General features: G+C 71.6%; 20 protein-coding genes. 16 read left to right on the top strand and 4 right to left on the bottom strand.

Annotated features, from left to right (window positions below; translation table 11 throughout):
* Window positions 1-280: 280 nt before the first annotated feature.
* The 4 genes from M5362_RS19120 to M5362_RS19105 form a co-directional block, all read right to left on the bottom strand.
* Entirely contained in the window at window positions 281-2,701 is a 2,421-nt protein-coding gene (locus M5362_RS19120) for a DUF3488 and transglutaminase-like domain-containing protein (RefSeq protein ID WP_260228802.1), read from the bottom strand.
* Window positions 2,698-4,071, bottom strand: coding sequence for a DUF58 domain-containing protein (locus tag M5362_RS19115; protein WP_260228801.1), 1,374 nt, complete (start codon window positions 4,069-4,071; stop codon window positions 2,698-2,700). The genes M5362_RS19120 and M5362_RS19115 overlap by 4 nt, the downstream gene beginning before the upstream one ends.
* Window positions 4,071-5,090 carry a MoxR family ATPase gene (locus M5362_RS19110; RefSeq protein WP_260228800.1) on the bottom strand — a complete coding sequence of 340 codons (1,020 nt, stop codon included), beginning with the start codon at window positions 5,088-5,090 and terminating at the stop codon, window positions 4,071-4,073. Before M5362_RS19110 ends, M5362_RS19115 begins: the two co-directional genes overlap by 1 nt.
* 159 nt (window positions 5,091-5,249) lie before the next feature.
* Window positions 5,250-5,789 carry a carbonic anhydrase gene (locus M5362_RS19105; RefSeq protein ID WP_260228799.1) on the bottom strand — a complete coding sequence of 180 codons (540 nt, stop codon included), beginning with the start codon at window positions 5,787-5,789 and terminating at the stop codon, window positions 5,250-5,252.
* A 313-nt stretch (window positions 5,790-6,102) separates the two neighbouring features.
* Here M5362_RS19105 and rsmH point away from each other — a divergent pair, with 313 nt between their 5' ends.
* The 16 genes from rsmH (at window position 6,103) to M5362_RS19025 (ending at window position 23,668) form a co-directional block, all read left to right on the top strand.
* Entirely contained in the window at window positions 6,103-7,062 is a 960-nt protein-coding gene (gene rsmH / locus M5362_RS19100) for a 16S rRNA (cytosine(1402)-N(4))-methyltransferase RsmH (RefSeq protein WP_260228798.1), read from the top strand.
* Window positions 7,059-7,598: a septum formation initiator family protein gene (locus M5362_RS19095; protein WP_260228797.1), complete on the top strand. Its 540-nt coding sequence runs from the start codon at window positions 7,059-7,061 to the stop codon at window positions 7,596-7,598. Before rsmH ends, M5362_RS19095 begins: the two co-directional genes overlap by 4 nt.
* 5 nt (window positions 7,599-7,603) lie before the next feature.
* Window positions 7,604-9,577 (top strand): penicillin-binding protein 2, encoded by a 1,974-nt coding sequence (locus tag M5362_RS19090; protein WP_308354888.1) that lies wholly within the window; start codon window positions 7,604-7,606, stop codon window positions 9,575-9,577.
* 16 nt (window positions 9,578-9,593) lie between these two features.
* Entirely contained in the window at window positions 9,594-11,243 is a 1,650-nt protein-coding gene (locus M5362_RS19085) for a UDP-N-acetylmuramoyl-L-alanyl-D-glutamate--2,6-diaminopimelate ligase (protein ID WP_260228795.1), read from the top strand.
* 3 nt (window positions 11,244-11,246) lie between these two features.
* Window positions 11,247-12,671, top strand: a complete 1,425-nt coding sequence (gene murF / locus M5362_RS19080) for a UDP-N-acetylmuramoyl-tripeptide--D-alanyl-D-alanine ligase (RefSeq protein WP_260228794.1) — start codon at window positions 11,247-11,249, stop codon at window positions 12,669-12,671.
* A complete protein-coding gene (mraY, locus tag M5362_RS19075) occupies window positions 12,668-13,738 on the top strand; it encodes a phospho-N-acetylmuramoyl-pentapeptide-transferase (RefSeq protein ID WP_260228793.1) in 1,071 nt (356 codons plus the stop codon). The genes murF and mraY overlap by 4 nt, the downstream gene beginning before the upstream one ends.
* Entirely contained in the window at window positions 13,720-15,147 is a 1,428-nt protein-coding gene (murD, locus tag M5362_RS19070; RefSeq protein WP_260228792.1) for a UDP-N-acetylmuramoyl-L-alanine--D-glutamate ligase, read from the top strand. The genes mraY and murD overlap by 19 nt, the downstream gene beginning before the upstream one ends.
* 55 nt (window positions 15,148-15,202) lie before the next feature.
* Entirely contained in the window at window positions 15,203-16,543 is a 1,341-nt protein-coding gene (gene ftsW / locus M5362_RS19065; RefSeq protein WP_260228791.1) for a putative lipid II flippase FtsW, read from the top strand.
* A gap of 6 nt (window positions 16,544-16,549) precedes the next feature.
* Entirely contained in the window at window positions 16,550-17,635 is a 1,086-nt protein-coding gene (gene murG, locus M5362_RS19060) for an undecaprenyldiphospho-muramoylpentapeptide beta-N-acetylglucosaminyltransferase (protein WP_260228790.1), read from the top strand.
* A gap of 26 nt (window positions 17,636-17,661) precedes the next feature.
* Window positions 17,662-18,462 carry an FtsQ-type POTRA domain-containing protein gene (locus tag M5362_RS19055; RefSeq protein ID WP_260228789.1) on the top strand — a complete coding sequence of 267 codons (801 nt, stop codon included), beginning with the start codon at window positions 17,662-17,664 and terminating at the stop codon, window positions 18,460-18,462.
* Between the two features lie 279 nt (window positions 18,463-18,741).
* The gene (ftsZ, locus tag M5362_RS19050) at window positions 18,742-19,956 is read left to right on the top strand and encodes a cell division protein FtsZ (RefSeq protein WP_260228788.1); all 1,215 of its coding nucleotides are present in this window, start codon (window positions 18,742-18,744) and stop codon (window positions 19,954-19,956) included.
* The gene (gene pgeF, locus M5362_RS19045; RefSeq protein ID WP_260228787.1) at window positions 19,953-20,681 is read left to right on the top strand and encodes a peptidoglycan editing factor PgeF; all 729 of its coding nucleotides are present in this window, start codon (window positions 19,953-19,955) and stop codon (window positions 20,679-20,681) included. Before ftsZ ends, pgeF begins: the two co-directional genes overlap by 4 nt.
* A 1-nt stretch (window position 20,682) precedes the next feature.
* Entirely contained in the window at window positions 20,683-21,402 is a 720-nt protein-coding gene (locus M5362_RS19040; RefSeq protein WP_260228786.1) for a YggS family pyridoxal phosphate-dependent enzyme, read from the top strand.
* 124 nt (window positions 21,403-21,526) lie between these two features.
* Complete coding sequence (locus M5362_RS19035) at window positions 21,527-22,147, top strand: cell division protein SepF (RefSeq protein WP_260228785.1); 621 nt, start codon at window positions 21,527-21,529, stop codon at window positions 22,145-22,147.
* 77 nt (window positions 22,148-22,224) lie between these two features.
* The gene (locus M5362_RS19030; protein ID WP_260228784.1) at window positions 22,225-22,515 is read left to right on the top strand and encodes a YggT family protein; all 291 of its coding nucleotides are present in this window, start codon (window positions 22,225-22,227) and stop codon (window positions 22,513-22,515) included.
* A 55-nt stretch (window positions 22,516-22,570) separates the two neighbouring features.
* Window positions 22,571-23,668, top strand: coding sequence for a DivIVA domain-containing protein (locus M5362_RS19025; protein ID WP_260228783.1), 1,098 nt, complete (start codon window positions 22,571-22,573; stop codon window positions 23,666-23,668).
* Window positions 23,669-23,764: the final 96 nt, after the last annotated feature.

Raw genomic sequence — 23,764 nt, 5'->3', positions numbered from 1 at the left:
GGGGCCGCGCTACAGCGCGGCCCCGCGGGGCTCTTCGTCGGTGCGGCTACGCGAGACCCGTGGTCGGTGTGCCCGCGCGGTCCGACGGGCATCCGGGCCGACGGGGCGTCCGGTCCGACGGGCGTCCGGGCCGACGGGGCGTCCGGTCCGATGGAGGGTCCGTTACGGCTGGGCGTCGGGCCCGGCTGCGGGTGCGGCCCGGTGGTGCGGTGCGGCCGGGTGGGCGGCCGGGCCGGGGCGGGGGTCTTGACCCCCGCCCCTTCCGACACTCGCGTCTGCGTCAGCCCTGCTGGCGGGTCAGGCGGCGGAGGGCGCCCGTCGCACGGAGCGTCACCGCCTCGCGGCGCGCGCCCCAGCGGTCCGACAGCACCGCCCAGCGGGACGAGGCCGTCCACAGCACCCGGACGGCCGAGCGCGGAGCCAGCAGCGCCCGCAGCCGGACCTTCCGCGAGGACACCGCCGCGAAGCCCGACCTGACCAGGGACACCTCGTCCACGAGACCCGTGCCCGGCCGGGGCTCCGGGGCGTAGAGGACCTGCTCGACCGCCCGCGCCACCCGGTGCACCGCGTTGGCCGGCTCGCCCTCCAGGGCGCCCAGCCGGACGATCCGCGCCGCCGTCTTCCGAGGTGTCGCCGACTCGTCCGGAGCCACTCCGTGGTCCCAGGCCGTGTCGATGATCTCCCGCCAGGCCGCCAGGGTCCTGGCCACCGCGTCCTCCGCGGTGCGCCCCGAGGAACCGAGCCGCGCCGTGCGGGCCCGTGTACGCCACAGCAGGGGCGTCAGCGGCAGCAGAACCACCACCGCCACACCCAGGCAGACCAGGACGACCGTCAGCGGATCCACTCCGCCGCCGTCCGACAAGTCACCGGCCACCGCCGCGTCCGGGCCGCACTCGCCGAGGCGGCGGAGCTGCGGCGGGCAGCTCTCCGAACGGCTCGGCGCCGCGGACGGCGCGGCCGTCGCACCGGCCGACGGCTGCGCCGACTCGCTCGGCGTGTCCGTCGGGGACTGCTGCCGCGTGTACTCCGGGGTGGAGCCGCGCGTCGGCGTCGGCTCGAAGCGGGTCCACCCCGCGCCCTCGAAGTACAGCTCCGGCCAGGCGTGGGCGTCCCGGATGCCCACCGACATCGCGCCGTCGGCCTGCGGCCTGCCCGGCATGAAGCCGACCGCGACCCGCGCCGGGATGCCCAGGGTCCGCGCCATCGCCGCCATCGAGAACGAGAAGTGGACGCAGAAGCCCTCCCGCCGCTCCAGGAAGCGCGAGATCGCCTGCACTCCGGTGCCGGACTCGACCTCGACGTCGTAGCGGAAGCCGCCGTCCGTCGCGAACCAGTCCTGGAGCTTCACGGCCCGCTCGTAGTCGTTCCGGGCGCCCTTCGTGACCTGGAGCGCCGTCGCCCGCACGTCGAGCGGCAGTGAGTCGGGGACCTTGGTGTACTCGGCACGGAGCTGGGCCGAGGCCGGCGGGGCCGACGCCAGCTGCGCGGCCGTCGGCCGCACGTCCAGGCTGGCCACCGTGTACCGGGCGCCGCGGGTGTTCTGCCCGTCGTCGCCGACGAGCATCCGTCCGGCCGGTTCGTACCGCCAGCGCCCGCCGATCTCCACCCGGGACGCCGGGTACGGCATCGGCAGCCACTTCTGCTCGTACGTCGAGGAGGCGACGAAGTTGCCCGTCACCTCGGTCGTGGCGACCTGACCGCTCAGGCCGTCCGGCCGCGGCAGCGGCTTGGGGACGTCCTCGATCGGGCGGACCGAGGACTTCCACGACGTGCCGTCGAACTGGTCGAGCGCCACGAGCCGCAGATACAGGCCGCTGGTGTCGGTGGCGTTGGTCCGGTACCGGAGCACCTCGCGGTCCTCGGGCTGCCGGAGGTTGTCCTGGAGGGAGACCAGCGGGTTCACCGCCGAGATGGTCCCGCCCTTGCCGCTCTCGCCCGGTCCGGAGCCCGGACCGCCGAACAGGCCCCCGGAGAGCGTCGGCAGCACGGCCGGCACGGCCAGCGCGAGGCCCATGGCGACCGCACCGATCCGCCGGCCGGTCCGCACCGGGGCGAGCGGCTGCCCGCCACCGGACCCGACCGCCCCCGGGCGGGCGGCCCGTGGCGCCGCGCCGAAGACCCGACCCCACTGCGAGAGCCGGTCCCGGCCCTCCGCGAGGAGCAGCAGGAGATAGCCGGAGGCCGCAAGCAGGAACCACATCCAGCTCGCGCCGCCCTCGGAGAGCCCCGCGGCCACCGAGTAGAGGGCGAGCAGCGGCAGACCGGCCGGGGCCGCGCTGCGGAAGGTCACCGCGAGCGTGTCCACCAGGAGGCCGATCACGAGCACGCCGGCGACCACCATCAGCCGGATGCCCAGGGTGTCCGGCGCGGGGGTCGCGTAGGTCCCGACGTCGTCCGCGCCCGACCGGAACAGCTCGGCGAACCGCCCGAAGGCCTGCGGCCCGGGCAGCAGACCGAGCAGCGCCTGCTCACGGGCGAAGACCAGGGTCAGCGTCAGCAGGCTCACGACGACCTGCGCCGCGATCGTCAGCGGCCTGGCCAGCGGCACCCGCCGGGTCAGCGCGCCGGCCCCGCTCTGCAACGCGAGCAGGATCGCGGCCGTGAAGATCCAGGTCGCCGGCTTCACCAGCGGAAGGAGCGCGCCCGCCGCCATCAGCGTGGCGGCGTAGGCGCCCAGTGTCAGCCGCCCGCGGCCGCTCATGACCAACCTCCGTACGTGTCGCCCGCGGTGCTCTCCGCGCGCATCCCGGCCGCCCGCTGCCACAGGTCGGCGAGCCTCGCCCCCGGAGGCACGGCCAGCGCCGTCCACCCGGACTCCCGCAGCTGCCGCAGCCGCTTGTCGACCGCCCCGGCCACCGCGCCCCCGGTCAGCCATGCGCCGGAGTCCAGGACGAAGGCCACGGCCGCGCCGCTGCGCTGCCGCATCCGGGCGGCGACCGCCGCCTGCTCCTCGTCGATGTCGCCGACGAAGGCGATCAGCAGGCCCTCGCTCCCGCCCCTCAGCACGTCGTACGCGCGGGAGAGACCGGCCCCGTCGGAGTGGTCCACGACGGCGAGGGTGTCCATCATCAGTCCGGCCGCCTCGGCGGAGTCCTGGGACGTACCGGCGAAGCCCTCGGCGCCCTCGCCGGGCACCGCGGCGCCCGTGTCGGTGAGGAGCCGTACGGAGAAACCACGCTCCAGCATGTGCACCAGGGCGGAGGCCGCGCCCGAGACCGCCCACTCGAAGGCGGAGTCGGGCCCCGCCCCCTGGTAGGCGATCCGGCGCGTGTCGAGCAGCACCGTGCAGCGGGCCCGCTGCGGCTGCTCCTCGCGACGCACCATCAGCTCGCCGTAGCGCGCGGTGGAGCGCCAGTGGACGCGGCGCAGATCGTCGCCGTGGCGGTAGGTCCGCGGGATCACGTCGTCATCGCCGGCCAGCGCCAGCGAGCGCAGGCTGCCGTCGCCGTACCCCGCCGCCTCGCCGCTCAGCTTCACCGGCGGCAGCGGTTCGGTCCGGGGAATCACGGTCAGGGTGTCGTACGCGCTGAACGACCGGGTCAGCTCGCACAGGCCGAACGGGTCGTTCAGCCGCAGCTGGAGGGGGCCCAGGGGGAAGCGGCCGCGCAGATCGGAGCGGACCCGGTACGACACCTCGCGCCGCCCGCCCGCCTCGACCCGGTCCAGGACGAACCGGGGCCGCGGCCCGAGCATGTACGGGACGTGGTCCTGGAGCATGAGCAGCCCGGTGGGCAGCCGGGAGACGTTGTCCATCCGCAGATGGACCCGCGCCTCCGAGCCGACCGGAACCCGCTGCGGGGAGAGCCGCCGGCTGCCCGCGACCCGGTAGCGGGTGCGGTAGAGCACGCCGACGCAGAGCAGCGGCAGCAGGGCGAGCAGCAGCCCGACGCGCAGCAGGTCGCTCTGGCCGAGGACGAAGGCGCAGATCGCGGCGGCGACACCGGCGGCGAGGAAGGACCGGCCGCGCGTGGTGAGACCGCCCAGGGCGGCCCACAGGCCGACCGGGTCGTCACCGGGACGGCCGCCCCGGTCCTCGCCCCGCTGCCCCTCCGGCGCGGCAGCGGTCGTCATCACAGCGGCCGAACGCCGGGCTGCTGCTGGCCGTAGTGCGGGCCGGCGGGCGGCGCCGTGGCCGGGACGGGCGTGCGCTGCAGGATGTCGAGGACGACCTGCTCCGACGTACGGCGGTTCAGCTGGGCCTGCGCCGTCGGCAGCAGCCGGTGGGCGAGGACCGGCACGGCCAGCGCCTGGAGGTCGTCCGGCAGGACGTACTCGCGGCCGCTGAGCGCGGCGGACGCCTTGGCGGCGCGCAGCAGGTGCAGCGTCGCGCGCGGGGAGGCGCCGAGTCTCAGGTCCGGGTGGCTGCGGGTCGCGGCGACGACGTCCACGGCGTACCGGCGCACGGAGTCGGCGACGTGGACGCCCCGTACCGCGTCGATCAGCTTGACGATGTCGTGGGCGTGCGCCACCGGCTGGAGATCGTCCAGGGGGCTGACCGAGCCGTGGACGTCGAGCATCTGGAGCTCGGCCTCGGGGCTGGGGTACCCGATCGAGACGCGCGCCATGAAGCGGTCGCGCTGGGCCTCGGGGAGCGGGTAGGTGCCCTCCATCTCCACCGGGTTCTGCGTGGCCACCACCATGAAGGGGCTCGGCAGCTCGTAGGTCTGCCCGTCCACCGTGACCTGCCGCTCCTCCATGGACTCCAGGAGCGCGGACTGCGTCTTCGGCGAAGCGCGGTTGATCTCGTCGCCGATCACGATCTGGGCGAAGATCGCGCCCGGCTTGAACTCGAAGTCCCGCCGCTGCTGGTCGAAGATCGACACGCCGGTGATGTCCGACGGCAGCAGGTCGGGAGTGAACTGGATACGGCGCACCGAACAGTCGATGGACCGCGCCAGCGTCTTGGCCAGCATCGTCTTGCCGACGCCGGGGACATCCTCGATCAGAAGATGTCCCTCGGCGAGCAGCACGGTCAGCGAAAGCCGTACGACCTCAGGCTTGCCCTCGATCACACCCTCCACCGACCTGCGGACACGCTCCGCTGTGGTGGTCAGATCTGTGAGGCTCGCTCGATCGTCATAGGTCGTCACCCGGCCCTCCTCGGCCCCTCCGAAAACACCGACACCTGCCCCCGCGGTTCATTCGGGGGGTGTCACCCGAGCATTCTTGTTGTCCTTGCCGGGTTGTGTCACTTGCCTGTGGACAAGTGGGAGCGATATGCCGGGGTTTGCCGTGTTGCGCCCGGCGGATCAGGTGGGATCGATCTCGCGGACCAGCCCGGTGGTCACGTCGAAGACAAAGCCGCGGACGTCGTCGGTGTGCAGCAGGAACGGCGAGGTCCGCACGCGCTGCATCGACTGCCGGACGTCCTGCTCGACATCGCGGAAGGCCTCCACGGCCCAGGCCGGCCGCTGGCCGACCTCCATCTCCAGCTCGTGCCGGAACTCCTCGGTGAGGGACTCCAGACCGCAACCGGTGTGGTGGATGAGCACCACGCTGCGGGTCCCGAGGGCGCGCTGGCTGATGGTGAGCGAGCGGATCACGTCGTCGGTCACCACACCGCCCGCGTTGCGGATGGTGTGGCAGTCGCCCAGCTTCAGGCCGAGTGCGGCGTGGAGGTCGAGGCGGGCGTCCATGCAGGCGACCACGGCTACGTTCAACACGGGTCGCGCGTCCATGCCCGGGTCGGTGAAGCCGGCGGCGTACCGCCCGTTGGCCTCGACGAGCCGGTCGGTGACCGTGCCGGCGGTGCCCATCACGTCGGTAGAAGAGTGCGCAGAGGTCGACATGTCTACGACGTTAGTGGTCACGCACGCTCAAGGCCCGCTGTGAGAGTGGACAAAGAACATCAATGAGCCTTGTTGTGAGGTAACCCACAGGAAGGAGGAGAGGAGGTCCGATCGGGTGAGTCGCCGTGAATGCCCCGCTCCGCCCGACGCCCCGCGCGACGCGCCAGCCGGTTGATTGACCGTCGCGGCCAGTGGACTAAAGTGACGCGAAGTTCACGGAGACATTGAGCGATTTCCGCGCTTTCTCCCCCGCGTGTGCGGCGGATGCGTAGCGGCCGCGCCGAATCTTGAGTCGAATTTCTGAGAGGGCGCATTGAGCAACGACCGACACGTCCCGGTGATGCTCCAGCGGTGCCTGGACATGTTGGCCCCCGCTCTGGAACGCCCCGGCGCCGTCGTCGTCGACTGCACCCTCGGCCTCGGCGGCCACAGCGAGGCGCTGCTCGAACGGTTCCCCGAGGCGCGTCTCGTCGCCCTCGACCGGGACAAGGAGGCGCTGCGGCTCTCCGGCGAGCGGCTCGCCCCGTTCGGGGAGCGCGCGACGCTCGTCCACGCGGTCTACGACGAGCTGCCCGAGGTCCTCGACCGGCTCGGCGTTCCGCGCGTCGACGGCATCCTCTTCGACCTCGGCGTCTCCTCCATGCAGCTCGACGAGGCCGACCGCGGCTTCGCGTACGCGCAGGACGCCCCGCTCGACATGCGGATGGACCAGACGACCGGAGTCAGCGCGGCGGAGGTCCTCAACACCTACCCGGCCGGTGAGCTGGTCCGGATCCTGCGGGCGTACGGCGAGGAGAAGCAGGCCAAGCGGATCGTCTCCGCGGTCGTGCGCGAGCGCGACAAGGAGCCGTTCACCAACAGCGCCCGGCTGGTCGAGCTGATCCGCGACGCGCTGCCGCAGGCCGCCAAGCGCACCGGCGGCAACCCGGCCAAGCGGACCTTCCAGGCCCTGCGCATCGAGGTCAACGGCGAGCTGACGGTCCTGGAGCGGGCGATCCCGGCCGCGGTGAAGGCGCTCGCGGTGGGCGGCCGGATCGCGGTCCTGTCGTACCACTCCCTGGAGGACCGGCTGGTCAAGCGGGTCTTCGCGGCGGGCGCGGCGAACACGGCCCCGCCCGGCCTTCCGGTGGTCCCCGAGCAGTACCAGCCCCGTCTGAAGCTCCTCACCCGCGGCGCCGAGCTCCCCACCGAGGAGGAGATCGCCGAGAACCGCCGCGCGGCCCCGGCCAGGCTCAGAGGAGCGCAGCGCATCCGGGAGGATGTGCCCGCATGACCACGAAGGGGCCGCTCAAAGGGCGGGCGGCGCGGCTCGGGCGGCTCATGCCCTCGGGGCCCAGTACCGCCGCCCGGACCCCCTTCGTCCTGCTCGTCGTCGTACTCCTCGGCGGCGGTCTCATCACGCTCCTGCTGCTGAACTCCGCCCTCAACCAGGGCTCCTTCAAGCTGCGTGACCTCAAGAACCGCACCACCGAGCTCACCGACGAGGAGCAGGCCCTCCAGCGGGACGTGGACGACTACTCGGCCCCTGACGCGCTGGAGCGCAGGGCCCGGGAGCTCGGCATGGTCCCCGGCGGCAGCCCCGCCTTCCTCGACCCGGACGGCAAGGTCCTCGGCGAGCCCTCGAAGGCCTCCGCCCCGAAGCCCGACCGGACCGTGAGGCCCGCCCCGCTCCCTGTCTCCACCCCCACCGGCTCCGCCCCGCCGAGCGCGGAGCCCGGGTCCGGGACCTCCCAGGGCGCGGCGCCCGCGACGCCCCCCGGGACGACGGCGAAGACGACAGCGCCCGCCCCGACGAACTCCGGCAGGTGACCGCAGTGCCCCCCAAGGAGCCCCCGCGCCGCCGGGTCCCCGGCCCCGCCGGGCCCGCGCGCCCCGTCAGGCCCCGGCCCGCCGCCGCACGCCCGGCCGCTGCCCCGCGCAGGCCCGCGCCCCGGCCCCCCGCGCGGCCGAAGGTGCGCACCATCCGGCTCGGCAGCCCGAAGCCGCGGCTGAGGCTCGTCTCCCTCGGCCTGACCCTCGTCATGCTGGCGTTCGTCGTCCGCCTGCTCCAGGTCCAGGCCGTCGACGCGAGCGTGCTGGCCGCCAAGGCCGAGGCACACCGCTACCAGGAGTACACGCTCTCCGCGGAACGGGGCGAGATCACCGACCGCTCCGGGATCGCCCTGGCCGCCAGCGTCGACGCGTACGACATCACGGCCGACCCCAAGCTCTTCACCCCCGAGGAGAGCAAGGTCCCGGACGCCCCCGAGCAGGCCGCCGCGCTCCTCGCGCCGTTGCTGGGCAAGGAGCCCGCGGGCCTCGCCAAGAAGCTCCGCACCCCCAAGTCCCGCTACACCCTGCTCGCCCGCAAGCAGACGCCGCAGGTCTGGAACCAGATCAAGGACCTCAAGAAGGTCTACGCGAACAAGTCCAGGCCCTCCGAGGGCGGCAACGGCATCAACCTCCTCGGCGGCATCCTGAGCGAGCCCAGCAGCAAGCGCGTGTACCCCAACGGGGAGCTCGCCGCCGGGATACTGGGCTACGTCAACGCCGAGGGCCGCGGCGCCGGCGGTCTGGAGTCCATGCTCGACAAGGAGCTCGCGGGCCAGGAGGGAAAGATCCGGTTCGCCGAGTCCGGCGGCCGCCAGGTGCCCACCGCGGGCTCCCGCGGGACCCCGGCCGTGCCCGGCTCCGACATCGAGCTGACGATCGACCGGGACATCCAGTGGGCCGCCCAGCAGGCCATCACCGACCAGGTGAGGAAGTCCAAGGCCGACCGCGGCTACGTCATAGTGCAGAACACGAGGACCGGCGAGGTCCTGGCCATGGCCAACGCCCCCGGCTTCGACCCCAACGACCTGTCCGCGGCCAACTCCGCCGCGATGGGCAACGCGGCCCTCCAGGACGCCTACGAGCCCGGCTCCACCAGCAAGGTCATGTCCATGGCCGCCGTCCTGGAGGAGGGCGCGGCGACCCCCGACACGCACGTCACCGTCCCCAACCGGCTGCACCGCGGCGACCGGCTCTTCAAGGACGACATCGACCACCCGACCTGGTACCTGACGCTCAACGGCGTTCTCGCCAAGTCCAGCAACATCGGCACGATCCTGGCGACCGGCCAGCTCGGCAGGAACCAGGCCGAGTCCAACCGGGTCCTCCACTCCTACCTGCGCAAGTTCGGCATCGGCAGCCCCACCGGGCTCGGCTACCCGGGCGAGACCCCGGGCATCCTCGCCAAGCCCGCGAACTGGTCGACCTCGCAGCAGTACACGATCCCCTTCGGCCAGGGGCTGTCGGTCAACGCCATGCAGGCCACCTCGGTCTTCTCGACCATCGCCAACGGCGGCGTACGGATCGAGCCCACCCTCGTCCGCGGCACCAAGGGACCCGACGGCCGGTTCACCCCGGCGCCCGCCCCGAAGCAGACCCGGGTGGTCAGCGACAAGACCGCCAAGACCCTCGCGCAGATGCTGGAGTCCGTCGTCGGCGACGAGGAGGGCACCGGCACCAAGGCCCGGATCCCCGGCTACCGGGTCGCGGGCAAGACCGGAACCGCCAACCGCGTCGACCCCGAACTCGGCCGCTACAAGGGGTACACCGCCTCCTTCGCCGGGTTCGCGCCCGCCGACGACCCGCAGATCACGGTCTACTGCGCCATCCAGAACCCCACCAAGGGCAGCTACTTCGGCGGTCAGATCTGCGGACCCATCTACAAGAAGGTCATGGAGTTCGCCCTCAAGACCCTCCATGTGGCCCCGACGGGCAACGAGCCGGCCCGACTGCCGGTCATGTTCAAGGACAGCGAGTGACACCCCGGGAGTACCAGTGAGCACGATCACCCCCGATTCCGGGAACCGGAAATCGAACTCCGGCGACGCCCCGGCCTCTTTTGGCCCCGCGACGGGTGGGCCCGGTACGCTCACCGCCGTGCCACACGCTGATCAGTACCGAACCACCCCGCCCCGCCCGGAGCAGGCCCGCCCGACACCCCTGGGCGACCTGGCCGCCCGGCTCGACGTCGAGACGCCCGGCGACACCGACGTCACGGGCATCACCCACGACTCGCGGGCGGTACGCCCCGGCGACGTCTACGCGGCCCTCCCCGGCGCCCGGCTGCACGGCGCCGACTTCGCCGCCCAGGCCGCCGGACTCGGCGCCGCCGCGATCCTCACCGACCCGACGGGCGCCGGACGCGCCGCCGCGACCGGCCTGCCGGTCCTGGTCGTGGAGAACCCGCGCGGACGGATGGGCGAGCTCGCCGCCGTGATCTACGGCCGGCCGGGTGAGGACCTCCTCCAGATCGGAATCACCGGCACCTCCGGCAAGACCACCACGGCCTACCTGGTGGAGGGCGGCCTCAAGGCGGCCGGCCGGAAGAGCGGCCTCATCGGCACCGTGGAGATGCGGATCGGCGAGGAGCGCATCAAGTCGGAACGTACGACCCCCGAAGCCACCGACCTCCAGGCCCTGTTCGCCGTGATGCGCGAACGCGGGGTCGAGGCGGTCGCCATGGAGGTCTCCAGCCACGCCCTCGTGCTCGGCCGGGTCGACGGCTGCGTCTTCGACGTCGCCGTCTTCAACAACCTCAGCCCGGAGCACATGGAGTTCCACTCCGACATGGAGGACTACTTCGGGGCGAAGGCACAGCTCTTCACCCCGGAGCGCAGCAGGCTCGGCGTCGTGAACCTCGACGACGCCTACGGCCGCCGGCTGGTCGACGAGGCCGGCGTCCCGGTCGTCACCTTCTCCGCCGAGGGCCACCCGGACGCCGACTGGCGCGCCGAGGACGTCGAGATCGGCTCCCACGGCTCCACCTTCACGGTCGTCGGCCCCCAGGGGGCGCGGATCTCCGCCACCGCCCCGCTGCCCGGTCCGTTCAACGTCGCCAACACCCTCGCCGCGATCGTCACCCTGGCCGTCGCCGGGCTCGACCCGCAGACCGCCGCCGACGGTGTCGCGGCCGTGCCCGGCGTCCCCGGCCGGCTGGAGCGCGTCGACGCCGGCCAGCCGTACCTCGCGGTCGTCGACTACGCCCACAAGACGGACGCCGTCGAATCGGTCCTGCGCTCGCTGCGCAAGGTCACCGAGGGGAAGCTGCACATCGTCCTCGGCTGCGGCGGCGACCGGGACACCACCAAGCGCGGCCCGATGGGCGCCGCGGCGGCCCGTCTCGCCGACACCGCCGTACTGACCTCCGACAACCCCCGCTCCGAGGACCCCCTCGCGATCCTGGCGGCGATGCTGGCGGGCGCCGCCGAGGTGCCCGCCCACGAGCGCGGCGACGTCCTGGTCGACGCCGACCGCGCCTCCGCCATCGCCGCCGTCGTGGCCCGCGCGCAGTCGGGCGACACCGTGCTCGTCGCCGGCAAGGGCCACGAGCAGGGCCAGGACATCGCGGGTGTGGTCCGCCCCTTCGACGACCGCCAGGTCCTGCGCGAAGCGATTGAACGCAGCCTCAAGAACAGTCAGGGATAAGTTGTGATCGCCCTCTCCCTCGCCGAGATCACCGAAATCGTCGGCGGGCAGTCGTACGACATACCGGATCCGGCCGTCCGGATCACCGGTCCCGTCGTCATCGACTCCCGTGAGGTGAAGCCCGGCAGCCTGTTCGCCGCCTTCACCGGCGAACAGGTCGACGGCCACGACTACGCGGCCCGCGCCGTCGAGGCGGGCGCGGCAGCCGTGCTGGCCGCCCGGCCCGTCGGCGTGCCCGCCATCGTCGTGGACGACGTCCAGGCGGCGCTCGGCGCCCTCGCCCGCGCCGTCGTCGAACGCCTCGGTACCGATGTCGTCGCGCTGACCGGCTCGGCCGGCAAGACCTCCACCAAGGACCTGATCGCCCAGGTCCTCGAACGTCACGCACCCACCGTGTGGACGCCCGGCTCGCTCAACAACGAGATCGGGCTCCCGCTGACGGCGCTGCGCGCGAGCGACGAGACCCAGCACCTCGTCCTCGAGATGGGCGCCCGCGGCATCGGTCACATCCGCTACCTCACCGGACTGACCCCGCCGCGCATCGGACTCGTACTCAACGTGGGCACCGCCCACATCGGCGAGTTCGGCGGCCGCGAGCAGATCGCCCAGGCCAAGGGCGAGCTCGTGGAGGCGCTTCCGCCGGCCGACGAGGGAGGCGTGGCGGTCCTCAACGCCGACGACCCGCTCGTGCGGGCCATGGCCGAGCGGACCCGGGCGCGCGTGACGCTCTTCGGAGAGTCGGACGAAGCGGTCGTACGTGCCGAGAACGTCCGTCTCACAGCGAACGGACAGCCCTCTTTCAAGCTTCACACACCCACCGGGTGCAGTGACGTGACCTTGCGCCTGTACGGTGAGCACCACGTGTCGAACGCGCTCGCCGCGGCCGCCGTCGCCCATGAGCTGGGCATGCCCGTCGAGGAGATCGCCACCGCGCTCTCGGAGGCGGGCACCCTGTCGCGCTGGCGCATGGAGGTCACCGAGCGTCCGGACGGCGTGACGATCGTCAACGACGCCTACAACGCGAACCCCGAGTCCATGCGAGCCGCTCTGCGCGCGCTCGCGTCCATGGGCCGGGCCGCACAGGCCCAGGGGGGCCGTACGTGGGCGGTGCTCGGCAAGATGGCCGAGCTCGGAGACGCATCGCTCGCCGAGCACGACGCGGTCGGACGGCTCGCCGTCCGGCTCAACGTCAGCAAGCTCGTGGCGGTCGGGGACAGGGAAGCGTCCTGGCTGCAACTGGGCGCATATAACGAGGGTTCGTGGGGTGAGGAGTCGGTGCACGTGTCCGACGCGCAGGCGGCGGTCGACCTGTTGCGCAGTGAGCTGCGCCCGGGGGACGTCGTCCTTGTGAAGGCTTCCAGGTCGGTCGGTCTGGAGCAGGTCGCCCTGGCCCTCCTCGACTCCGAGAGCGAGGTCACGGGCCGATGAGGCAGATCCTCTTCGCGGGAGCCATCGGGCTCTTCCTGACCCTGATCGGCACCCCGCTGCTCATCAAGCTCCTTGCCCGCAAGGGGTACGGGCAGTTCATCCGCGACGACGGCCCGCGCGGCCACGCCGGCAAGAAGGGCACGCCCACCATGGGCGGTATCTCCTTCATCCTGGCCACGCTCATCGCGTACGCGCTGGCCAAGGTCATCACCGGCGAGGACCCGACGTACTCCGGTGTCCTCGTCCTCTTCCTGATGGCCGGCATGGGTCTCGTCGGCTTCCTCGACGACTACATCAAGATCGTCAAGCAGCGCTCGCTGGGTCTGCGGGCCAAGGCGAAGATGGCCGGCCAGCTGATCGTCGGCATCGCCTTCGCGGTGCTCTCGCTCCAGTTCGCGGACCTGCGCGGGCTCACCCCGGCCTCCACGAAGCTCTCCTTCATCACCGACTTCGGCTGGGCCATCGGGCCCGTGCTGTTCGTGGTCTGGGCGCTCTTCATGATCCTGGCCATGTCCAACGGCGTGAACCTGACGGACGGTCTGGACGGCCTGGCCACCGGCGCGTCGGTGATGGTCTTCGGCGCGTACACCTTCATCGGCCTGTGGCAGTTCCAGGAGTCCTGCGCCAACGCGATCACCCTGACCAACCCCAACGCCTGCTTCGAGGTCCGCGACCCGCTCGACCTCGCGGTCGTCGCCTCCGCCCTCATGGGTGCCTGTTTCGGCTTCCTGTGGTGGAACACCTCGCCGGCCAAGATCTTCATGGGTGACACCGGCTCGCTGGCCCTCGGCGGCGCGCTCGCCGGTCTCGCCATCTGCTCCCGTACCGAGCTGCTGCTCGCCCTGCTCGGCGGCCTGTTCGTACTGATCACCATGTCGGTGGTCATCCAGGTCGGCTCGTTCAAGATGACCGGCAAGCGCGTCTTCCGGATGGCCCCGCTCCAGCACCACTTCGAACTCAAGGGGTGGTCGGAAGTCCTGGTCGTCGTCCGGTTCTGGATCATCCAGGGCATGTGCGTGATCGTGGGCCTGGGCCTCTTCTACGCGGGATGGGCATCCGAAAAGTGAGCTGGAACGGCAAGAGGGTCACCGTCGCGGGGCTCGGGGTCTCCGGGATCCCGGCCGCCCGCGTCCTGCACGGCCTCGGCGCCGTCGTGACCGTCGTCAACGACGGCGACGACGAGCGCTCCCGGGCGCAGGCCGACGAGCTGCGGGCCGAGGGGATCACCGTCCGCCTCGGCGACGGCGACACCCTGCCCGAGGGCACCGAACTGGTCGTCACCGCCCCCGGCTGGCGGCCCGACAAGCCGCTCTTCACGGCCGCCGCCGAGGCGGGCGTGGAGGTCTGGGGCGATGTCGAGCTCGCCTGGCGCCTCCGCGGCCCCGACGCCGCCCCCTGGCTCGCCGTGACCGGCACCAACGGCAAGACCACGACCGTACGGATGCTCGCCTCGATCCTGGAGGCCGCGGGCCTGCGGACCGCGGCCGTCGGGAACATCGGCGTCTCGCTCCTCGACGCGGTGCTCGGCGAGGAGACGTACGACGTCCTCGCCGTCGAACTCTCCAGCTACCAGCTCCACTGGGCCCCGAGCCTGCGCGCCCACTCGGCCGTCGTGCTCAACCTGGCGCCCGACCACCTCGACTGGCACGGCTCGATGGAGGCGTACGCCGCCGACAAGGGCCGTGTCTACGAGGGCAACACCGTCGCCTGCGTCTACAACGTCGCCGACAAGGCCACCGAGGACCTGGTGCGCGAGGCGGACGTCGAGGAGGGCTGCCGGGCCATCGGCTTCACCCTCGGCACCCCCGGCCCCTCGCAGCTCGGCGTCGTCGAGGGCATCCTCGTCGACCGGGCCTTCGTCGAGAACCGGCAGAAGCAGGCCCAGGAGCTCGCCGAGGTCGCGGACGTCCAGCCGCCGGCCCCGCACAACATCGCCAACGCGCTCGCCGCGGCCGCCCTCGCCCGCGCCTACGGGGTGGAGCCGAAGGCCGTACGGGACGGACTGCGGGCCTTCCGGCCCGACCCGCACCGCATCGAGCTGGTCGAGGAGATCGAGGGCGTCGTCTACGTCGACGACTCCAAGGCCACCAACACCCATGCCGCGGAAGCCTCGTTGGCGGCCTACGACCCGATCGTCTGGATCGCCGGCGGCCTCGCCAAGGGCGCGACCTTCGACGAGATCGTGGCCGCCTCGGCGAAGCGTCTGCGGGGCGTCGTCCTGATCGGCGCCGACCGTGCGCTGATCCGCGAAGCCCTCGCGCGACACGCCCCCGAGGTCCCGGTCGTGGACCTCGACCGGACCGACACTGGGGCGATGTCCGCGGCGGTCCAGGAGGCGGCCCGGCTCGCCCGGCCGGGTGACACGGTCCTGCTGGCCCCGGCCTGCGCCTCGATGGACATGTTCGCCAACTACAACAAGCGGGGCGAGGCCTTCGCGGACGCGGTCCGCGCCCTCGCCACCACCGGGCGCGTCTGACCTGACCAGCAAGGAGGTCCGGCCGCGCCGGGCACGACTGGAGGGGACAGCGACCATGCCGAGCAGAACCGCCGGGACCCGTCGGCCCTCCGCCGTCCGCGGCGGAGGCCGCGCTCCCGCGTCGCCGCGCGCCTCCCGCGCCGGCGGCGTACGGCGGACGTACGAGCGGGCGCGGCGGGCCTGGGACCGGCCGCTCACCGCGTACTACGTCATCCTCGGTGCCGCGCTGCTCATCACCACGCTCGGCCTGGTGATGGTCTACAGCGCCTCGATGATCACGGCGCTCCGCTACGACCTGGTGCCCTCGTACTTCTTCCGCAAGCAGTTCTTCGCCGCGGTCCTCGGCGCCGTGCTGCTGCTGGTCGCCTCCCGGATGCCCGTGAAGCTGCACCGGGCACTCGCGTACCCGATCCTCGTCGGCGCCGTCTTCCTGATGGTGCTCGTGCAGATCCCGGGGATAGGGCGCGCGGTCGGCGGCAACCAGAACTGGATCTCGCTGGGCGGCCCGTTCATGCTGCAGCCCAGCGAGTTCGGCAAGCTGGCGCTCATCCTGTGGGGCGCCGACCTGCTGGCCCGCAAGCAGGACATGAAACTGCTCACCCAGTGGAAGCACATGCTCGTGCCGCTGGTGCCGGCGGCGTTCCTCCTGCTCGGACTGATCATGCTCGGCGGGGACATGGGCACGGCGATCGTGCTCACCGCGATCCTCTTCGGGCTGCTGTGGACGGCAGGAGCGCCCACCAGGCTCTTCGTCGGGGTGCTCGCGGTGGCGGGGGCGATCGGCTTCCTGCTGATCAGGACCAGCGACAACCGGCTGAAGCGGTTCGCCTGCATCGGCGCCACCGACCCCGGGGGAGAGGGCGCCCCCTGCCTCCAGGCGGCCCACGGGATCTATGCTCTGGCCTCGGGCGGATGGTTCGGATCCGGCCTGGGTGCCAGTGTGGAAAAATGGGGCCAACTACCCGAAGCGCACACCGACTTCATCTTCGCCGTCACCGGGGAGGAACTGGGTCTGGCGGGGACGCTGTCGGTACTCGCCCTGTTCGCGGCTCTAGGCTATGCGGGTATCCGCGTGGCCGGACGCACGGAGGACCCCTTCGTGAGGTACGCCGCGGGAGGCGTGACCACGTGGATCACGGCGCAGGCCGTGATCAACATCGGTGCGGTGCTCGGTCTGCTGCCGATCGCCGGGGTCCCGCTCCCGCTGTTCTCCTACGGGGGGTCGGCCCTGCTGCCGACCATGTTCGCCGTCGGGCTCCTCATCGCCTTCGCGCGACAGGAACCCGCCGCGAAAGCGGCCCTGGCCATGCGGCGCCCCGGCTGGGGTAGGCGGGCCGGGGTGAGATGGAAGTCGATGCGACGGCGCGTCAAGAAGCGTCCGTCCGGAGAGCGGTGAATTTCGGTGCATGTCGTACTCGCCGGTGGGGGGACCGCCGGCCACATCGAGCCCGCGCTCGCCCTCGCGGACGCCCTGCGCAGGCAGGACCCGAGCGTGGGAATCACGGCGCTCGGCACGGAGAAGGGCCTGGAGACCCGGCTCGTACCCGAGCGGGGCTACGAGCTGGCGCTCATCCCCGCCGTGCCGCTGCCGCGCAAGCCCACCCCTGAGCTGATCACCGTCCCCGGGCGGCTGCGCGGCACCATCAAGGCGGCCGAGCAGATCCTGGAGCGCACCAAGGCCGACTGTGTGGTCGGCTTCGGCGGCTACGTGGCCCTGCCCGGCTATCTCGCGGCCAAGCGCCTCGGGGTGCCGATCGTGGTCCACGAGGCCAACGCCCGGCCCGGCCTGGCCAACAAGATCGGCTCGCGGTACGCGGCCGGGGTCGCCGTGGCCACCCCGGACTCCAAGCTCCGCAACGCCCGTTACATCGGCATCCCGCTGCGGCACACCATCGCCACCCTCGACCGGGCCCGGGTCCGGCCCGAGGCGCGTGCCGCCTTCGGTCTCGACCCGAACCTGCCGACGCTGCTGGTCTCCGGCGGCTCGCAGGGCGCACGCCGGCTCAACGAGGTCATCCAGCAGATCGCGCCGGTGCTCCAGCGCTCCGGTATCCAGATCCTGCACGCGGTCGGCCCGAAGAACGAGATGCCGCGTGTCGACAACATGCCCGGGATGCCGCCGTACGTCCCGGTACCGTACGTGGACCGGATGGATCTCGCGTACGCGGCGGCGGACATGATGCTCTGCCGCGCGGGCGCGATGACCGTCGCCGAACTCTCCGCCGTCGGGCTGCCCGCCGCGTACGTACCGCTGCCGATCGGCAACGGCGAACAGCGGCTCAACGCCCAGCCGGTGGTCAAGGCGGGCGGCGGACTGCTCGTCGACGACGCGGAGCTGTCGCCGCAGTGGGTGCAGGGCAACGTCCTGCCCGTACTGGCCGATCCGCACCGGCTGTACGAGATGTCCCGCGCCGCCGCCGAGTTCGGCCGCAGGGACGCCGACGACCTGCTCGTCGGCATGGTCTACGAGGCGATCGCCGGACGCTGAGCGAGCCTCGAAGGGAAAGAGGGAACGTGTCGGGACCGACGACCGCCGAGAAGCGAGGCACACGCGAGCCGAAGGGGTCGTCGGAACGGCCGGCGCGGACGGACGCCCGGAATGCTGGATTCCGGGTGCCCGGGCCGCGGGTCCTGCTGATCGTGTCCGCCCTCGTCCTGATCGTGGCGGGCGGAGTCTGGGCGCTCTACGGCTCCACCTGGTTCCGGGTGGAGCGCGTGGAGACCTCCGGAACGCGGGTTCTGACCACTCGTGAGGTCGAGGAGGTCGCCGCGGTGCCGATCGGTTCACCGCTGGTGTCCGTCGACATGGACGCCATCGAGGCGCGTCTGGTGCGGGAACTGCCCCGTATCGACACGATCGAGGTCGTTCGGTCCTGGCCGCATGGAATCGGTCTGAAAGTGACGGAACGGAAGCCGGTTCTGGTGGTGGAAAAGGGCGGAAAGTTCACGGAAGTGGACTCCGCCGGAACGCGATTCGCCACCGTGGACAAGGCTCCCTCAGGCGTACCGGAACTCCTCCTGGGCGCCGCCTCCGCACCGAGTCTTCGCCGCTTCGACGAGGACCGGCTGCTCGTCGAGGCGGTGGGCGTGACGGGCGAACTCCCGCGGGAAATCGCCCGGGACACTCGTGTCGTCAAGGTCGCCTCGTACGACTCCATCACCCTGGAGCTCAGCGAGGGCCGCACGGTCTTCTGGGGCAGTGGTGAGGACGGGCCCGTCAAGGCCCGGGTGCTCACCGCCCTGATGAAGGCGATGCCCAAAGCGGGGCACTTCGATGTAAGCGCCCCCACAGCGCCCGCGGCGTCGGGGAGTTGACGTGCATCACCCCTGGCCAGCGCCCTGGTTGGCCAGCGCTATGGGTGATCACATAGGGTGAAAAGAAAAACGGGAGGTTCGGCGTGTTCGTTGAACGTGCGCCACTTGTCGACTTAGTGTCCTGTTCGGAAGAGTCCAGCGAACAGAGACACTGGTAACCCTAAACTTCAACGTTAGGGTTTGGGTCGGCGTTTCGGACCGTCCCATCGGCATCCGTCGTCGCAGCGCGACTACCACCGCGAAGCGGCGACACGTAACTCGAGGCGAGAGGCCTTCGACGTGGCAGCACCGCAGAACTACCTCGCAGTCATCAAGGTCATCGGTGTCGGCGGCGGTGGTGTCAATGCCATCAACCGAATGATCGAGGTCGGTCTCAAGGGCGTCGAGTTCATCGCGATCAACACGGACGCGCAAGCGCTGTTGATGAGCGACGCCGACGTCAAGCTCGACGTCGGTCGTGAACTCACCCGTGGCCTCGGAGCCGGGGCCAACCCGGCAGTCGGTCGCAAGGCGGCAGAGGACCACCGTGAGGAGATCGAGGAGGTCCTCAAGGGGGCCGACATGGTCTTCGTCACCGCCGGCGAAGGTGGCGGCACCGGCACCGGCGGCGCACCCGTCGTGGCCAACATCGCGCGCTCGCTCGGCGCCCTGACGATCGGTGTGGTCACCCGGCCGTTCACCTTCGAGGGACGCCGTCGGGCCAACCAGGCGGAGGACGGCATCGCCGAGCTCCGCGAAGAGGTCGACACCCTCATCGTCATCCCGAACGACCGGCTGCTCTCGATCTCGGACCGCCAGGTCTCCGTGCTCGACGCCTTCAAGTCGGCCGACCAGGTGCTGCTGAGCGGTGTGCAGGGCATCACCGACCTCATCACCACCCCCGGTCTGATCAACCTCGACTTCGCCGACGTCAAGTCGGTCATGTCCGAGGCCGGTTCGGCCCTCATGGGCATCGGCTCCGCCCGCGGCGACGACCGCGCGGTCGCGGCGGCCGAGATGGCGATCTCCTCGCCGCTCCTGGAGGCGTCCATCGACGGCGCCCGTGGCGTGCTGCTCTCCATCTCCGGCGGTTCGGACCTCGGTCTCTTCGAGATCAACGAGGCCGCGCAGCTGGTGAGCGAGGCCGCCCACCCCGAGGCCAACATCATCTTCGGTGCCGTCATCGACGACGCCCTGGGCGACGAGGTACGGGTCACGGTCATCGCGGCCGGCTTCGACGGCGGCCAGCCGCCGGCCCGCCGGGACAACATCCTCAGCTCGGCCTCGGCCAAGCGCGAGGAGCCGGCCCCGGCTCCCCGTGCCACCGAGCGTCCGCTCGGTGGACTCGGCACCGTCGCCCCGCGCGAGGAGCCGACCGCTCCCCGCGAGGAGCCGGCCCCGGTGGCCGCCGCCGAGAGCACGCTGCCGCCGGTCACCCCGACGGTCGTCCCGCCGGCCCGCCCCTACCCGGACACCCAGGCCGAAGAGCTGGACGTTCCGGACTTCTTGAAGTGATAGAGAAGCTCGAACCCGTGAGCGGCGCGCATTTCGCCTTCACCGACAGGTGGGGCGGGGTGAGCGCCGTTCCGTACGAGGAGCTCAATCTCGGCGGCGCCGTGGGGGACGACCCCGAGGCCGTCCGGACCAACCGGGCCCGGGTCGCCGGGGCCCTGGGGCTCGACCCCGGGCAGGTCGTCTGGATGAACCAGGTGCACGGCCCCGATGTCGCGGTGGTCGACGGCCCCTGGGGCGACCGGCCGGTTCCGGCGGTCGACGCGATCGTCACCACCCGGCGCGGACTCGCTCTCGCGGTCCTCACCGCCGACTGCACCCCCGTCCTTCTCGCCGACCCCGTCGCCGGGGTCGCCGCGGCCGCCCACGCCGGGCGGCCCGGGATGGTCGCCGGAGTCGTACCGGCCGCGGTGAAGGCCATGATCGAACTCGGCGCCGACCCGGCCCGTATCACCGCCCGTACCGGCCCCGCCGTCTGCGGGCGCTGCTACGAGGTACCCGAGGCGATGCGCGCCGAGGTGGCCGCGGTCGAACCGGCTGCCTTCGCCGAGACGAGCTGGGGCACCCCGGCCGTGGACGTCACCGCCGGAGTCCACGCGCAGCTGGAGCGGCTGGGGGTCCGGGACCGGCGGGCCGACGAGGTCTGCACCCGTGAGTCGGGTGACCACTACTCGTACCGCCGCGATCGCACCACGGGGCGACTCGCGGGATATGTCTGGTTGGACTGATATGACGGACCGTAAGGCCGAACTCGCCGAGAACCTGGCGCGGGTGGAGGAACGTATCTCCGCCGCGTGTGCCGCCGCCGGGCGCGAGCGGGAGGACGTGACCCTGATCGTGGTCACCAAGACCTACCCCGCGAGCGACGTGCGCATCCTGCACGAACTCGGTGTACGGGACGTCGCCGAGAACCGCGACCAGGACGCGGCCCCCAAGGCCGCCGCCTGTGCGGATCTGGACCTCCGCTGGCACTTCGTCGGTCAGTTGCAGACCAACAAGGTCCGTTCTGTGACGAGTTATGCGGATGTCGTGCAGTCTGTCGACCGCCTGAAGCTCGTCACCGCCCTCTCGGCCGCGGCGGAGAAGGGCGGGCGCGAACTGGGCTGCCTCGTCCAGGTCGCACTCGACGCCGAATCGGGCGCGCGGGGCGACAGGGGCGGGGTGTCGCCGGAGGGCATCGAGGAGTTGGCCGCCGCGGTGGATGCCGCGCCCGGGCTGAGGCTCGACGGACTGATGACCGTCGCACCGCTCGCCGGCCCCTTCGCGGGGCGCCAACGTGCGGCGTTCGACCGCCTGATGGATTTGTCGACTCTCCTGCGCGTGACCCGTCCGGCTGCGAACATGGTGTCCGCGGGGATGAGTGCGGACCTCGAGGACGCGGTGGCGGCCGGAGCGACACATGTGCGCATCGGTACGGCGGTACTGGGTGTCCGCCCCAGGCTCGGGTAACGTCGCGAAGCAAGTCGGACCACAGCAGAAAATATGGTCATCCCCGCCGGTCGGCGGGCAGGCCGCGTGGATCACGGGCACTTGGCGACGAGGCCGATCCACCACAGAGCGGAGGACTCAGAGAATGGCCGGCGCGATGCGCAAGATGGCGGTCTACCTCGGCCTCGTGGAGGACGATGGGTACGACGGCCGGGGGTTCGACCCCGACGACGACTTCGAACCCGAGCTGGAACCGGAACCCGAGCGAGAGCGGCGCCATCAGCCCCCCCGCCAGGTGGAGCGCGAGGAGCCGGTGCGGGTGGTGCAGCAGATCGCGCCGCGCGAGCCGGTCGCTCACGCCGCCCCACTATCCACCGAAAGCGGACGTCCGGCGCGAATCGCCCCCGTGGCGTCCATCACACCCGAACGTCCGAGCCTGGAGAAGAACGCGCCGGTGATCATGCCCAAGGTCGTGTCCGAGCGGGAGCCCTACCGCATCACCACGTTGCACCCGAGGACCTACAACGAAGCCCGTACCATCGGGGAACACTTCCGTGAGGGCACCCCGGTGATCATGAACCTCACGGAGATGGACGACACCGATGCGAAGCGACTTGTCGACTTTGCCGCCGGACTCGTCTTCGGGCTCCATGGCAGCATTGAGCGCGTGACGCAGAAGGTGTTCCTGTTGTCGCCTGCTAACGTCGATGTCACGGCGGAGGACAAGGCCCGGATCGCAGAGGGCGGATTCTTCAACCAGAGCTGAGAACACGAAGACCGGAACGGCCGGCCGGAAGGCCGGACAAGTGAGAGCACGAGAGCCAGGGGAGAGGGAAGCGCGGGATGGGCGTCGCACTACAAGTGGTCTACATCGCTCTGATGTGCTTCCTCATCGTGCTGATCTTCCGGTTGGTCATGGACTACGTCTTTCAGTTCGCACGTTCATGGCAACCCGGTAAGCCGATGGTGGTCGTTCTGGAGGCCACCTACACTGTCACCGATCCACCGCTCAAGCTTCTTCGGCGGTTCATCCCGCCGTTGCGTCTCGGGGGCGTGGCACTTGACCTGTCCTTCTTCGTTCTGATGATCATCGTCTACATCCTGATCTCCATCGTGAGCAGCTTCGCGAGGTGAATGTGGACGATACGGTCTTGCCGACTGCCGACGACTACGTAGAGGTGAAGAAGAGATGCCGCTGACCCCCGAGGACGTGCGGAACAAGCAGTTCACGACCGTCCGCCTTCGAGAAGGCTATGACGAGGACGAGGTCGATGCCTTCCTCGACGAGGTCGAAGCCGAACTGACCCGCCTGCTCCGCGAGAACGAGGACCTGCGCGCCAAGCTGGCCGCCGCGACGCGTGCCGCCGCGCAGAACCAGCAGCAGCAGGGCATGCGCAAGCCCCCGGAGCAGCAGGATCGTCCCGTCGGTCCCGGCGCCCCGGTGCCCGCCGCCATATCCGGACCGCCGGTCCAGCAGCAGCCCCCGCAGATGGGTCCGCCGCAGCTGCCGTCCGGTGCGCCGCAGCTTCCCGCCGGTCCTGGTGGCCACGGCCCCGGCCCGATGCAGGGTGGACCGATGGGCCCCGGCCCCGGTCAGATGCAGGGTGGCCCGATGGGTCAGCCGATGGGCGGCCCCATGGGGCACCCGCAGCAGCAGATGCAGCAGCCGATGCAGCAGCCCCAGCAGGGCCCCGGTGGCGACAGCGCCGCCCGTGTGCTCTCGCTGGCCCAGCAGACGGCCGACCAGGCGATCGCGGAGGCCCGTTCCGAGGCCAACAAGATCGTCGGCGAGGCGCGCTCGCGCGCCGAGGGCCTGGAGCGGGACGCCCGCGCCAAGGCCGACGCGCTGGAGCGGGACGCGCAGGAGAAGCACCGCGTCGCGATGGGCTCCCTGGAGTCCGCCCGCGCCACGCTGGAGCGCAAGGTCGAGGACCTGCGCGGCTTCGAGCGCGAGTACCGCACGCGTCTGAAGTCGTACCTGGAGTCGCAGCTGCGTCAGCTGGAGACCCAGGCGGACGACTCGCTGGCTCCGCCGCGGACGCCGGCCACGGCCTCCCTGCCGCCGTCGCCCTCGATGGCCTCGGCGGGCGCGAGCGCCCCGTCGTACGGCGGCAACGGCTCCATGGGCGGTCCGTCCATGGGCGGTGCCCCGTCCTACGGCGGTCAGCAGCAGATGTCCCCGGCGATGACCCAGCCGATGGCTCCGGTCCGTCCGCAGGCGCCGCAGCCGATGCAGCAGGCGCCGGCGCCGATGCGCGGCTTCCTGATCGACGAGGACGACAACTGACGGCGGCGGGTCGCGCGATGAGCGCGTAGCCGTCGGCAGGCTGAGGGCCGGGCCCCTGGGAAACCAGGGGCCCGGCCCTTTGCCGTGGGTGGGGGC

Origin of the sequence: Streptomyces sp. Je 1-79 (assembly GCF_025195125.1) — a bacterium.
Lineage (GTDB): Bacteria > Actinomycetota > Actinomycetes > Streptomycetales > Streptomycetaceae > Streptomyces.
Note: the sequence above shows the minus strand (reverse complement) of the source record. Positions and strands in the feature narration are given on the sequence as shown.

Excerpts from the sequence above, each read along its gene's own strand:
- M5362_RS19120 (WP_260228802.1), bottom strand. The coding sequence starts at position 2,701 with ATGAGCGGCCGCGGGCGGCTGACACTGGGCGCCTACGCCGCCACGCTG.
- M5362_RS19115 (WP_260228801.1), bottom strand. The coding sequence starts at position 4,071 with ATGACGACCGCTGCCGCGCCGGAGGGGCAGCGGGGCGAGGACCGGGGC.
- M5362_RS19105 (WP_260228799.1), bottom strand. The coding sequence starts at position 5,789 with ATGTCGACCTCTGCGCACTCTTCTACCGACGTGATGGGCACCGCCGGC.
- M5362_RS19095 (WP_260228797.1), top strand. The coding sequence starts at position 7,059 with ATGACCACGAAGGGGCCGCTCAAAGGGCGGGCGGCGCGGCTCGGGCGG.
- mraY (WP_260228793.1), top strand. The coding sequence starts at position 12,668 with ATGAGGCAGATCCTCTTCGCGGGAGCCATCGGGCTCTTCCTGACCCTG.
- murD (WP_260228792.1), top strand. The coding sequence starts at position 13,720 with ATGGGCATCCGAAAAGTGAGCTGGAACGGCAAGAGGGTCACCGTCGCG.
- ftsW (WP_260228791.1), top strand. The coding sequence starts at position 15,203 with ATGCCGAGCAGAACCGCCGGGACCCGTCGGCCCTCCGCCGTCCGCGGC.
- M5362_RS19040 (WP_260228786.1), top strand. The coding sequence starts at position 20,683 with ATGACGGACCGTAAGGCCGAACTCGCCGAGAACCTGGCGCGGGTGGAG.
- M5362_RS19035 (WP_260228785.1), top strand. The coding sequence starts at position 21,527 with ATGGCCGGCGCGATGCGCAAGATGGCGGTCTACCTCGGCCTCGTGGAG.
- M5362_RS19030 (WP_260228784.1), top strand. The coding sequence starts at position 22,225 with ATGGGCGTCGCACTACAAGTGGTCTACATCGCTCTGATGTGCTTCCTC.
- M5362_RS19025 (WP_260228783.1), top strand. The coding sequence starts at position 22,571 with ATGCCGCTGACCCCCGAGGACGTGCGGAACAAGCAGTTCACGACCGTC.